We start from the raw sequence: 12,592 nt of genomic DNA, 5'->3' as shown, positions 1-12,592 counted from the left end.
CGCCGGCCGCCTTCATGACGAAGGATCCCGGCGCCCCGCCCCTTGGATGATCATGGCTGTTACGGTCGTTCCCATGGCCACCACGACCCTGCGCATACCCACCCCCGACGGCCGGGCCGACGCCTTCGCCGCCTTTCCCGACGACGGCCTGCAGCACCCCGGCGTGCTCCTCTACATGGACGTCTTCGGACCCCGGCCGCGGCTGGAGGAGATGGCGCGCGAACTCGCCGCGCACGGGTACTACGTACTCGTCCCCCACGTCTACCACCGGGAGGGCACGGCACCCCTCATCGACCTTCCCGAGCACATCGGGGAGGAGGAGCGGCCCCTGCTCTTCGAGCAGCTGATGCCGTTCTACCTGGCGCACACCACCGAGCGCGTCCTGACCGACGCCGAGGCGTATCTCGCGTTCCTCGCCGACCGGCCCGAGGTCGCCGACGGGCCCGTCGGCGTCGTCGGGTACTGCCTCGGCGGCGTCCTGGCGATGCGCACCGCCGCCGCCCACCCCGACTGGGTCGCCGCCGTCGCCGGCTTCCACCCCGGCGCCCTGATCACGGACGCGGCCGACAGCCCGCACCTCCTCGCCCCGAAGGTCACCGCCGAGGTGCACTTCGGGATCGCCGAGGGCGACATGACGCCCGAGGAGTTAGACGGGCTCAACGAGATCCTGGACGCCGCCGGCGTCCGCCACACCAACGAGATCTACCCCGGCACCACGCACGGCTTCACCATGGCCGACACGAGCGCCTTCAGCCCGGAGGGGACGCGGCGCCACTGGGACCGCCTGCTCCCCCTCCTGGCCCGCACCCTCGGGAGCTGACCGCCGGACGCGTCCTCTCCGCCCGCGGCGGAGAGGACACCTCCGCTTCGTTCGCCAGGGCCCGCGTCACCGCGGGTCGAGGGCCGACTGCGCGCCCTCCGAGTCCGCCCGCCAGTACGACACCCGCGCCGTCCTGACGTCGACGTGGATGCCCGGCGCGGGCACTTCGAGGAGAGCGCCCTCGCCCGTGTCCTCGGGCTCGTTCCTGCCCGCCGGGGCGAGGATCAGGTCCTTCTCCAGCGGGCTGACCTCCTTGTCGCCCAGCCGGGCGAGCAGACCCGCGTACGCCTCCTTGCCCGGCGCCAGGACGATCGGGTTCTGCGGCCTCGAGCTCTTCACGGGCGGCAGGAAGGCCTGGTCGACGCCGAACTTCACCGCGTTCCCCCGTGACTGTCGGCCTGCGTTCCTGCACGCTGCGTCGCTCAGGATGAGGCTCCCCGCCGGCGAAATCACGGCCCCCGGGGCGATCGTTACCGATCGCGGACAGGGAGGGAACCCTTCCGGGCCGGTGGTCGGATCCCGTCGGCACTACTGCCCCAGCCGGTACCTGATCTTCTTGATCAGCTCGTTCAGATCCGGCTGCCGCAGCAGGCTGTAGTGGTCCGCGTCCAGCTCCACCACCGTCGGCGGGCGGGTGGACCAGCCCTCCGCGCTCTCCAGGAACGAGTAGTCGTCACCCGCCGCCTTGAAGAGCGTCACGGGGCACGACACCTGACGCTCCCTCAGCTCGCGGAAGGTGTACGTGAAGTCGAACGTCTCCTCCACGATCGCCACGATCCGGCCGATCAGATCCGGGTCCAGGGCCGGGAAGTCCGTGGCCACCCGCCGCACGAAGGCCTCACGGCCGTCCGCCCGCACCGTCGGGTCGATCGCGCCCGCGAACACCGAGTACAGGATCGTCACGAACGCCGGATTCCCGTAGTCCGCTCCCCCCGTCTCCGACGAACGGACCTTCGGCGAGCCCGGCGCGATCAGGAACAGATGCTCCACCTGCTCCCCCGCCGCCTCCAGGAGATGCGCCGACTCGAAGGCGACCCTCGCACCGAACGAATAGCCCCAGAGCGTGTACGGGCCCGCCGGCCGGCGGCGCCGTATCGCCTCCACGTCCGCCGCCGCCATCTCGCGGATCGTCGCGTACGGCTCCTCGCCCCGGTTGATGCCGTACGCCTGCACCCCGTAGAACGGCCGGTCGATGCCGATCTCCTCCGCCAGGTGCCGCAGGTTCATCGTGTAGCCGCCCAGACCCGGCCAGCAGTAGACCGGCGGCCGCGCACCCGCCGCGTGGAGCCGGACCAGCCGGGAGGCGGGCGTCGCGGCCGCCCCGTCCAGCTGGTGGGCGAGCTTCTCGATCGTCGGACGGTCGAAGAGGATCTGCAGCGGCAGCCCCGCGTCGAACACACGGTTGATCCGCGTCACCAGCGCCACGGCGATGAGCGAGTTGCCGCCCGACTCGAAGAAGTCGTCCAGCACCGAGACCGCCTCGACGTCCTCGTACTTCAGCGCCGCCGCCCAGACCTCCGCGAGACGGCCCTCCGTGCGGGTGCGCGGAAGGACGTGAGGACGACCGTGCAGGCCGGCGTTGACCACGGCCAGGTCGGCCAGCGCCTTCGTGTCCACCTTGCCGTTCGCCGACAGCGGCAGCCGGTCCAGGACGACCACCCGGTTCGGGATCATGTAGTCCGGCAGATGGTGGGCCAGATCGTCGCGGATCATCTCCGCCGGGCCCTTCATGTGGACGGTGTCCTCGTACATGCCCTCGCTCAGCCGCTGCTCCTCGCTGACCCGGCCGCCCACGAAGAAGTACGACGGGCCGGTCGGACGCCCCGCCGCCGTCAGGATCTCGTCCGCCCGACGGGCCGCGGGGAGCGGCCGGCCGGACTTCGAGCTGTAGCCGGAGGACATGAACCCCAGTTCGTGCCCGCCGAGTTGGAGCCGCTGGAGAGCCCGGCCCAGGTCGACGTACGCGCGGCCCTCATCGAGGGTCCGGCTGATCACCGTGATGCCGAGCCGGGACCGCTCGTACACCGCCTGGTTGATCGCGATCACATGCCTCTTCTCGATCAGCGCGCCGGAGATCTCCCGTAAGTCGCCGTCCTCGTAGACGTACTGGGCCTCCGGAAGGCCCGTCACCCCGGCTCCGTGCGCCTGGACGTAGACGTCCGTCTCCGGGGGCGTACGGGACTCCTCGTCGTACGGAACCACCTCGAAGGTGCCGTCCTCGCGCGGCCTGATGTCCAGGCCGTAGCCCGGCAGGATCTCCTCGAACAGGCCCACCATGTGGCCCGTCTCGATCTCCAGGACCTCCTGGATGTTGTTCCTGTAGACCGGCTCGATCGCCTCGCGCCGCCCCCGGAACTCCAGCCCGAGGACCGGCTCGCTCCCGCTCCCGGCCGCGCCCGCGTCCGTCAGGTACAGCTGGTGGCGGACCGGGTGGTAGTAGTACGTGCCCGGCTCCAGGCCCGCGATGCCCCGCAGCTCCACGTACAGCTGGGTCGCGTACAGCGCGCCCGGCGAGGCGTAGCCGTACTTCGGCAGCAGCCGCTCCTCGCTCGTGAACTGACCGAACCAGCGCAGGATCTCCCCCAGGTCCGCCGCCGTCAGACTGCCGACGGCCCGCGAACCGATGCCCTCCGGGCGGCGCGCCAGGGCCCCCAGGACGTCCGCGCGGGTGACCTCGCCGCCCTCGTAGAAGCGGTACGTCTTGCGGGCGAAGACCGCACGGCGCATCCGGTCCGTGGGGGTGCCGCCGGGGAGCACGACGGCCGGGAGCCCGGCCAGTTCGGCGTCGGGACGGGTGCCCGCGTTCGACAACTGCGCCTTGACCTGGAGCTTCGACTCCTTGGACTGGTGGTGCGCACCGTGGTTGCCCTGGTCCATCAGGGCGGCTTCCTTGGGCGACAGCTCGACGCAGGCGACGAGGTTCTGGAAACCGGTGCGGGGCTCGTCCTTGACGACGACCGCCGCGTTCTTCACCCAGTCGTGCTTCTCGATCGCCAGCGCGATCTCGTCCAGCTCGACGCGGAAGCCACGGAGCTTGATCTGGTTGTCGGCGCGGCCGGCGAACTGGACGGTGCCGTCCTCGTTCCAGTGCGCCAGGTCGCCGGTGCGGTAGAGGCGCTCGCCGGTCTCGTCGATGACGAAACGCTCCGCCGTGAGTTCGGGACGGTCCAGGTACCCCCGCGCCACCTGGACCCCGCCTATGCACAGTTCGCCGTCGCGTATGTGGAAGCTCGTGTCGTACGCCGGTCTGCCGATCGGGATCGCGGCCGGGCCGGCCGGATCGCCGACGGCGGCGCGGTCGACCGTGTGCGAGGAGGCGTTGATCGTGCACTCGGTGGGGCCGTACAGATTGATCAGCTCGGCGGACGGAAGCTCGGCGAGGAGCTGCGCCGCGAGGTTCCGGGAGAGGATCTCGCCGCCCGAGTACACCCGGCGCAAGGTGGTGCAGCCGGCGAGACGCTCGGTGTCCACGAGGGCCTGGAGGAGGGTCGGGACACCCTGGAGCATCGTCGCGCCGTGGGCACGGACGCTGTCGATGAGCGCCTCCGGGTCGCGGTAGACACCCGGAGGACCCACGGCGACGCGGGCGCCGACGGCCGGCGCGAGGATCTCCCACTGCGCCGCGTCGAAGCTCATCGGGGTCTTCTGGAGGACGACCGCGCCCGGGACGAGCCGGTGCTCCGCCGCCATCCAGCGCATCTGGGCGGTGATCGAGCGGTGCTCGACCATCACGCCCTTCGGCCGGCCCGTGGAGCCCGAGGTGTAGATGACATACGCGAGGTCCGTCTCCCGGATGTCGTACGGCTCCGGCTCCTCACCCGCGGTCCGCCAGGCGTGCCGGACGGCGTCGTCGAGGGTGACGACGGTCGTGCCGGGCGGGGCGAGGTCGCTGACGCGGGCGCGGAGGTGGTCCTGGGTCACGACGATGCGGGTGGCGCTGTCCTCGATCATGTAGCGGACGCGCTCTTCGGGGTACTCGGGCGACAGCGGGACGTAGGCGGCACCGGAGCAGACGGTGCCCCAGGTCGCGATGACCAGCTCCAGCGACGGCTCCATGTGGATGCCGACTCTTTCGTCCGGCCTCGCTCCCAGGGAGCGGAGGTACTGGCCGAGGACCAGGGCGCCCTCCGAGAGCTCCCGGAAGGTGAGGGTCTCGTGCTCGTACGCCACGGCGATGGCGTCGGGGCGGTGCAGGGTCTCGGCGTGGAGCAGACGGTCGAGGGTGCGCATGGGTGGTCCCTTCTGTGTGTCGCCCGCGCCGAGCTGCGCCGGCCCGCCTTTCCCCGTCGTGGGCAGTTGTTCCTCCCCCGGACCCCGTCCCGGGGGACCCCCGGGACGGAACGGGACGCGAGGCGTGAGGTGCGGGCACGTGTGGCGGGGTGTGAGGTGTGGGTCAGCGGTAGATCAGGAGTTCGTGTTCTGTCGCGCCGGTCAGTTCGTAGCGGGTTCTCACCAGGGGTCGGCCCGCGTAGATGCGGATCAGGGTGGAGGCGTCGCCCTTGAAAGTGGCCGGGGGCCGCCCCGCTATCTCGTTGCCGAGGGATATCTGGGGCGTCGTTCCGTCCTCCAGGACTCCCACCAGGCGCGGAGTCTCGCGTTTGCGGCTCGTCACCGTGAGGAGCGGGAGCGCCAGCTCCAGCGCTTTGCCGCAGTACGCGCCCGGTTCGCCGAAGGCCTCCCGTACGTCGCCCGCGTGGACCCATTCGCCGAGCGCGACGGCGTCGAGCCTTCCGTCCTCACGCCCGGCGATCACGGGGCCGGCCTCCGTCAGGCCGCGTTCCAGTTCGTCGAGGATCCGTCCCAGCGGCCAGTCCTCGCGTTCGGCGACGTCGCAGGCGTTCGCCTCGGGCAGGAACACGCCCTCCTCCAGGCGGTCCTCGACGATCCTGACGAGGGCCGCGCCGCAGTGGGCGAGGACCTGCCTCGCCGTCCACCCGGGGCACGCGGTACGGAGCTCGTACGCCTCCTCGGGTGTCCGGCGCAGCAGTGGCATCAGCAGGTCCCGTTCCGTCCTCAGCAGACGGTCCGGGAGCCACGGATCACGGGTGTCGTTCGTACACATCAGTAGCGGTAGTGGTCCGGCTTGTACGGGCCCTCGACCGGGACGCCGATGTACGAGGCCTGTTCCGGGCGGAGGGTGGTGAGGCGGACGCCCAGGGCGGCCAGGTGGAGGCGGGCCACCTTCTCGTCCAGGTGCTTGGGGAGGGTGTGGACGCCGACGGGGTAGTCGGAGGTCTTCGTGAAGAGTTCGATCTGCGCGAGGGTCTGGTCGGCGAAGGAGTTCGACATCACGAAGGACGGGTGGCCGGTCGCGTTGCCGAGGTTCAGCAGGCGGCCCTCCGAGAGGACGATGACGACCTTGCCGTCCTCGAAGGTCCAGGTGTGGACCTGGGGCTTGACCTCGTCCTTGACGATGCCGGGGATCTTCGCGAGGCCGGCCATGTCGATCTCGTTGTCGAAGTGGCCGATGTTGCCGACGATCGCCTGGTGCTTCATGCGGGCGATGTCGGACGCCATGATGATGTCCTTGTTGCCGGTGGTCGTGATGAAGATGTCGGCCGTCTCCACGACGTCCTCCAGGGTGGCGACCTGGTAGCCGTCCATCGCCGCCTGGAGCGCGCAGATCGGGTCGATCTCGGTGACGATCACCCGGGCGCCCTGGCCGCGCAGCGACTCCGCCGAGCCCTTGCCGACGTCGCCGTAGCCGCAGACCACCGCCGTCTTGCCGCCGATGAGGACGTCGGTGGCGCGGTTGATGCCGTCGATGAGGGAGTGCCGGCAGCCGTACTTGTTGTCGAACTTCGACTTCGTCACGGCGTCGTTCACGTTGATCGCGGGGAAGAGGAGCGCGCCCTCGCGGTGCATCTCGTACAGGCGGTGGACGCCCGTCGTGGTCTCCTCGGTGACCCCGCGGATGCCGGCGGCGATGGTCGGCCAGTCGAGGTCGCTGTTCTCCAGCAGGGCCCGCATGACGGCCAGTTCCTCGTTGGCGGCCTCGGGCAGCTCGCCCGTCTTCCGGTGCTCGACGCCCAGGTGGACGAGGACCGTGGCGTCGCCGCCGTCGTCGAGGATCATGTTGGGGCCGTCGGCGCCCGGCCAGGTCAGGGCCTGCTCCGTGCACCACCAGTACTCCTCCAGGGTCTCGCCCTTCCAGGCGAAGACCGGGATGCCGGCGGCGGCGATCGCGGCGGCGGCGTGGTCCTGCGTCGAGTAGATGTTGCAGGACACCCAGCGGACCTCGGCGCCGAGCGCGACCAGCGTCTCGATGAGGACGGCCGTCTGGACGGTCATGTGGAGGGAGCCGGTGATGCGGGCTCCCGCCAGGGGCCGTGTCGCGGCGTGCTCGCGGCGGATGGACATCAGGCCCGGCATCTCGTGCTCCGCCAGGGTGATCTCCTTGCGGCCGAAGGCGGCCAGTGAGATGTCGGCGACCTTGTAGTCGGTGAAGGTGTCAGACATGGACAACGCTCCTTGCGCTCATGATGGTCCGGTGGATTTCCAGGGCCGCCGTCGACTTGTTCAGCGTGATGTAGTGCAGGCCCGGCGCACCCTCGTCGAGGAGCCGCAGCCCCGTCGCGGTCGCGTGCTCGACGCCGATGCGGTACGCCGCCGCCGGGTCGTCCTTGGCCGCCTCCAGGCGGTGCGCCAGGTCCTCGGGGAACGCGGCGTCGCTGAGCTCCGCGAAGCGCCGGATCTGGCGTACGTCGGTGGCCGGCATGATCTCGGGGATGATCGGGGTGTCGCAGCCGGCGGCGGCGACCCGGTCCCGTAGCCGCAGGTAGTCCTCGGGGTCGAAGAACATCTGCGTGATGGCGTAGTCGGCGCCCGCCCGGCACTTGGCGACGAAGTGCGCCAGGTCGTCGGCCGGGCCCGCCGATCGCGGGTGGCCCTCCGGGAAGGCGGCCACGCCGATCCGGAAGTCGCCCAACGACCGCACCAGCGAGACCAGTTCGTGGGCGTATGTGAATCCCCGCGGGTGCGGCGTCCAGGGGCCGCGGGGGTCGCCCGGCGGGTCGCCGCGCAGGACCAGGACGTCCCGCACCCCGGCGTCCGCGTACGCGCCGATGATCGCCCGCAGTTCGGCGACCGAGTGTCCGACGGCCGTCAGGTGCGCGACGGGGCGCAGGGTCGTCTCGGTCGCGATCCGTTTCGTCACCTCGATGGTCCGGTCGCGGGACGAGCCGCCCGCGCCGTACGTCACCGAGACGAAGTCCGGGGACAGGGCCTCGACCCGGCGGATCGCCTCCCACAGGGTCCGCTCGCCCTTGTCCGTCTTCGGCGGGAAGAACTCGAACGAATACGTGGGGTTCACAGGCGCCGGCCTCCCGCGTTGAAGTAGCTCGCCTCGGGGTGGTGGACGACGATCGCGTCCGTCGACTGCTCGGGGTGCAGCTGGTACTCCTCCGACAGCTCCACCCCGATCCGCTCGGGACGCAGGAGCGCGGCGATCTTCGCCCGGTCCTCCAGGTCGGGGCAGGCCGGGTAGCCGAGCGAGTAGCGGCAGCCCTGGTACTCGGTACGGAGCATGCCGTCGAGGGACGCCGGCTCGGCGCCCGCGATGCCCCACTCGGCGCGCACCCGTGCGTGCCAGTACTCGGCCAGGGCCTCCGCCAGCTGGACGGAGAGGCCGTGGAGTTCCAGGTAGTCCCGGTAGGCGTCGGCGGCGAAGAGCTTCGCCGTCTCCTCGCCGATCCGGGAGCCGACGGTGACCACCTGCATCGCGACGGCGTCGATCTCGCCGGAGTCCTCGGCGCGGTGGAAGTCGGCCAGGCAGAGGCGGCGGCCCCGCTGCTGGCGGGGGAAGGAGAAACGGGTCCGCTCGCCTCCGTCCTCGTCCAGGACGATCAGGTCGTCGCCCTTGGACACACAGGGGAACCAGCCGTAGACGACGGCTGCTTCGAGGAGGTGGTCCGTCTGGAGGCGGTCGAGCCAGGCGCGCAGTCGCGGCCGGCCCTCCGTCTCGATGGTCTCGGTGTCCTTGAGGCCCCACTGGCCCTTGAAGAGGGCGGTCTCGTCGAGCCAGGAGGCGTACTCGGCGAGCTGGATGCCCTTGACGACCCTGGTCCCGAGGAAGGGGGGCTCGGGTACGGGGTTGTCGGCGGCGATGTCCGAGCGGCCCGCCTGCTCGGGTTCCGCCGTGACCAGGAGCGGGGTGTCGCGTTTCGGTACCCGGCGTTCCTTGAGCGGCGGGAGTACGGCTCCGGGGACGCCGCGCTTCACGCCCATGAGGGCGTCCATGAGGCGCAGGCCCTCGAAGGCGTCGCGGGCGTAGCGGACCTCGCCCTGGTAGATCTCGTGGAGGTCCTGTTCGACGTACGCCCTGGTGAGGGCGGCGCCGCCGAGGATCACGGGGTACTTGGCGGCCAGCTCGCGCTGGTTCAGCTCCTGGAGGTTCTCCTTCATGATCACGGTGGACTTCACGAGGAGCCCGGACATGCCGATCACGTCGGCCCGGTGCTCCTCGGCTGCCTCCAGGATCGCGGAGACCGGCTGCTTGATGCCGATGTTGACGACGTTGTAGCCGTTGTTGGAGAGGATGATGTCGACGAGGTTCTTGCCGATGTCGTGGACGTCGCCGCGGACGGTGGCGAGGACGATCGTGCCCTTGCCGACATCTCCCTCGCCGTCGGCGGTCTTCTCCATGTGCGGTTCGAGGTAGGCCACCGCGGTCTTCATGACCTCGGCGGACTGGAGCACGAACGGCAGCTGCATCTGGCCCGAGCCGAACAGCTCGCCGACCGTCTTCATGCCGTCGAGCAGGATCTCGTTGACGATCTCCAGAGCGGGCCGGATCGTCAGGGCCTCGTCGAGGTCGGCCTCCAGGCCGTTCTTCTCGCCGTCGATGATCCGGCGCTTGAGGCGCTCGTCCAGCGGCAGGGCGAGGAGCTCCTCGGTCTTGCCGGCCTTGAGGGACTTCGCCGTCGCGCCCTCGAACATCTCCAGGAAGCGCTGGAGCGGGTCGTAGCCCTCCTCGCGGCGGTCGTGGATCAGGTCGAGGGCGACCTTCACCTGCTCCGGCTCCAGGCGGGCGATGGGCAGGATCTTCGAGGCGTGGACGATCGCCGAGTCGAGGCCGGCCTTGACGCACTCGTCGAGGAAGACCGAGTTGAGGACGATCCGCGCGGCCGGGTTCAGGCCGAAGGAGATGTTGGACAGACCGAGGGTGGTCTGCACGTCCGGGTGGAGCCGCTTGAGCTCCCTGATCGCCTCGATCGTGTGGATGCCGTCCCTGCGGGACTCCTCCTGACCGGTGCAGATGGTGAACGTGAGGGTGTCGATCAGGATGTCCGACTCCCTGATCCCCCAGTTCCCCGTCAGGTCCTCGATCAGCCGCTCGGCGACGGCCACCTTGTGGGCGACGCTGCGGGCCTGGCCCTCCTCGTCGATGGTGAGCGCCATCAGCGCGGCCCCGTGCTCCCTGGCCAGGGTCGTGACCTGAGCGAAGCGTGACTCGGGGCCGTCGCCGTCCTCGTAGTTGACCGAGTTGACGACCGCCCGGCCGCCGAGCTTCTCCAGGCCCGCCCGCAGCACCCCGATCTCCGTGGAGTCGAGGACGATCGGCAGCGTCGAGGCCGTCGCGAAACGGCCGGCCAGCTCCGCCATGTCCGCGGTGCCGTCCCGGCCCACGTAGTCCACGCACAGGTCGAGCATGTGCGCGCCCTCGCGGATCTGGTCCCGCGCCATCTCGACGCAGTCGTCCCAGCGGCCGTCGAGCATCGCCTCGCGGAACTTCTTCGAGCCGTTGGCGTTGGTGCGCTCGCCGATCGCCAGGTACGCGGTGTCCTGGCGGAACGGCACATGACTGTAGAGCGAGGACGCGCCCGGCTCCGGTTCGGGGCGGCGGTCGAGGACGGCCGCACCCCGCACCCGCTCCACGATCTCCCGCAGGTGCTCCGGGGTCGTACCGCAGCAGCCGCCGACCAGCGCGGGCCCGTACTCGCGGACGAACGACTCCTGCGCGTCGGCCAGTTCGGCCGGCGACAGGGGGTAGTGGGCGCCGTCGGAGGTGAGGACGGGCAGGCCGGCGTTGGGCATGACCGAGATCGGGACACGGGCGTGCCGGGACAGGTGCCGCAGGTGCTCGGCCATCTCGGCCGGTCCGGTGGCGCAGTTCAGGCCGATCATGTCGATGCCGAGCGGCTCCAGGGCGGTCAGCGCCGCGCCGATCTCGGAGCCGAGCAGCATGGTGCCGGTCGTCTCCACGGTGACCTGCACGATGACCGGCAGGTCGACGCCGACCCAGTCCAGGGCCCGGCGGGCGCCGATGACGGCCGCCTTCGTCTGGAGAAGGTCCTGCGAGGTCTCGATGAGGAGGGCGTCGGCGCCGCCCCGGACGAGGCCCTCTGCGTTCTGCTGGAAGGCCTCGCGCAGCGGCTCGTACGTGACGTGGCCCAGGGTCGGCAGCTTCGTGCCGGGTCCCATGGAGCCGAGGACCCAGCGGGGTCGGCCGTCGGCGGCCGTGTGCGCGTCCGCCGCGGCGCGGGCGATCCGGGCGCCGGCCTCGGACAGCTCGTAGACCTGGTGCTCGATGCCGTACTCGGCGAGCGCGGCCAGGTTCGCCCCGAAGGTGTTGGTCTCGACGCAGTCCACGCCCACCGAGAAGTAGGCGTCGTGGACGGAGGCGACGATGTCGGGGCGCGTGAGGTTGAGGATCTCGTTGCAGCCCTCGAGGTTCTGGAAGTCGTCCATCGTCGGGTCGGCGGCCTGGAGCATCGTGCCCATCGCCCCGTCGGCCACCACGACCCGCTTCGCGAACTCCTCCCGCAGGGACCTCCGTACGACGGTCACGTGAGCCCCCTCAGATGGGTGACGAGCGTGGCGGCGCACCCGACGCCGTACGTCGTCCTGATCCGGTCCAGGAGCGAATCCCGGTGCAGGCGGTACTCCTGCGTCCCCACGTAGTCGAGGACGGTCGCGGCCACCGCGCAGCCCAGCTGCGCCGCGCACCGCTCCGGCACGCCCCACAGCAGGCCGGCGAGGAACCCGGACCGGAAGGCGTCCCCGACCCCGGTCGGGTCGACGACCGCCGCGACCTCCACGGCCGGGACGGCGAGCGGCTCGCGGCCCTCGCCCCGGATGCGGACGCCGGCCTCGCCGTGGGTGGTGACCCAGGTGCCGACGCGGCGCAGGACGTCCGCCTCGGTCCAGTCGGCCTTCTCCAGGAGGAGCGCCGTCTCGTACTCGTTGGTGAACAGGAAGCGCGCCCCGTCCACCAGTTCCCGCACCTGCTCGCCGTCGAGCCGCGCCAGCTGCTGCGACGGATCGGCGGCGAAGGGAATCCCCAGGTCACGGCAGGCGCGGGTGTGCCGCAGCATGGCCTCGGGGTCGTCCGGGGAGACCAGGACCAGTTCCAGTCGGCCGGTGCGCGCCACGACCTCGCGGAGGTCGATCTCGCGCGCCTCGGCCATCGCCCCCGCGTAGAAGGTGGCGATCTGGTTCTGGGCCCGGTCGGTCGTACAGACGAACCGGGCGGTGTGGAGCGACTCGCTGACGCGCACCGAGTCGGTGTCCACACCGTGGTCCTTCAGCCAGACCCGGTACGGCTCGAAGTCGGCGCCGACCGCGCCCACGAGGGCGGGGCGGAGGCCGAGGACGCCGAGTCCGAAGGCGATGTTCGCTGCCACTCCGCCACGCCTGACCTCCAGGTTGTCGGCGAGGAACGACAGGGAGACCCGGTCGAGCCGGTCGGCGAGCAGCTGCTCGCTGAACCAGCCGGGGAAGGTCATCAGATGGTCGGTCGCGATGGATCCCGTGACAGCGATACGCATGGCC

The 12,592-nt window shown here is 70.8% G+C and carries 8 protein-coding genes; 1 reads left to right on the top strand and 7 read right to left on the bottom strand.

The genetic code is table 11. The features are described 5' to 3' along the window. The first annotated feature begins 73 nt into the window (after positions 1-73). Complete coding sequence (locus tag OG392_RS20495) at positions 74-820, top strand: dienelactone hydrolase family protein (RefSeq protein WP_329281468.1); 747 nt, start codon at positions 74-76, stop codon at positions 818-820. A gap of 66 nt (positions 821-886) precedes the next feature. Here the strand turns inward: OG392_RS20495 and OG392_RS20490 are convergent, their stop codons facing one another. The 7 genes from OG392_RS20490 to OG392_RS20460 form a co-directional block, all read right to left on the bottom strand. Continuing rightward, entirely contained in the window at positions 887-1,195 is a 309-nt protein-coding gene (locus tag OG392_RS20490; RefSeq protein ID WP_329281466.1) for a hypothetical protein, read from the bottom strand. Between the two features lie 153 nt (positions 1,196-1,348). After that, entirely contained in the window at positions 1,349-5,050 is a 3,702-nt protein-coding gene (locus OG392_RS20485; RefSeq protein ID WP_329281464.1) for an amino acid adenylation domain-containing protein, read from the bottom strand. Positions 5,051-5,213: 163 nt separating this feature from the next. Further along, on the bottom strand, positions 5,214-5,882 hold the full coding sequence (locus OG392_RS20480) for a maleylpyruvate isomerase family mycothiol-dependent enzyme (RefSeq protein ID WP_329281462.1): 669 nt from the start codon (positions 5,880-5,882) through the stop codon (positions 5,214-5,216). Continuing rightward, entirely contained in the window at positions 5,882-7,279 is a 1,398-nt protein-coding gene (gene ahcY, locus OG392_RS20475) for an adenosylhomocysteinase (RefSeq protein ID WP_329281460.1), read from the bottom strand. The genes OG392_RS20480 and ahcY overlap by 1 nt, the downstream gene beginning before the upstream one ends. Further along, positions 7,272-8,132: a methylenetetrahydrofolate reductase [NAD(P)H] gene (gene metF, locus OG392_RS20470; RefSeq protein WP_329281459.1), complete on the bottom strand. Its 861-nt coding sequence runs from the start codon at positions 8,130-8,132 to the stop codon at positions 7,272-7,274. Before metF ends, ahcY begins: the two co-directional genes overlap by 8 nt. After that, the gene (metH, locus tag OG392_RS20465) at positions 8,129-11,608 is read right to left on the bottom strand and encodes a methionine synthase (protein WP_329281457.1); all 3,480 of its coding nucleotides are present in this window, start codon (positions 11,606-11,608) and stop codon (positions 8,129-8,131) included. The genes metF and metH overlap by 4 nt, the downstream gene beginning before the upstream one ends. Then, on the bottom strand, positions 11,605-12,588 hold the full coding sequence (locus OG392_RS20460; protein WP_329281455.1) for a carbohydrate kinase family protein: 984 nt from the start codon (positions 12,586-12,588) through the stop codon (positions 11,605-11,607). Before OG392_RS20460 ends, metH begins: the two co-directional genes overlap by 4 nt. Positions 12,589-12,592 lie beyond the last annotated feature (4 nt).

Origin of the sequence: Streptomyces sp. NBC_00691 (assembly GCF_036226665.1) — a bacterium.
Taxonomy (GTDB): Bacteria; Actinomycetota; Actinomycetes; order Streptomycetales; family Streptomycetaceae; genus Streptomyces.
This window is presented reverse-complemented; position numbering and strand designations above follow the sequence as displayed.

Coding starts and splice junctions, on each gene's coding strand:
- OG392_RS20495 (WP_329281468.1), top strand. CDS start 74: ATGGCCACCACGACCCTGCGCATACCCACCCCCGACGGCCGGGCCGAC.
- OG392_RS20485 (WP_329281464.1), bottom strand. CDS start 5,050: ATGCGCACCCTCGACCGTCTGCTCCACGCCGAGACCCTGCACCGCCCC.
- OG392_RS20480 (WP_329281462.1), bottom strand. CDS start 5,882: ATGTGTACGAACGACACCCGTGATCCGTGGCTCCCGGACCGTCTGCTG.
- ahcY (WP_329281460.1), bottom strand. CDS start 7,279: ATGTCTGACACCTTCACCGACTACAAGGTCGCCGACATCTCACTGGCC.
- OG392_RS20460 (WP_329281455.1), bottom strand. CDS start 12,588: ATGCGTATCGCTGTCACGGGATCCATCGCGACCGACCATCTGATGACC.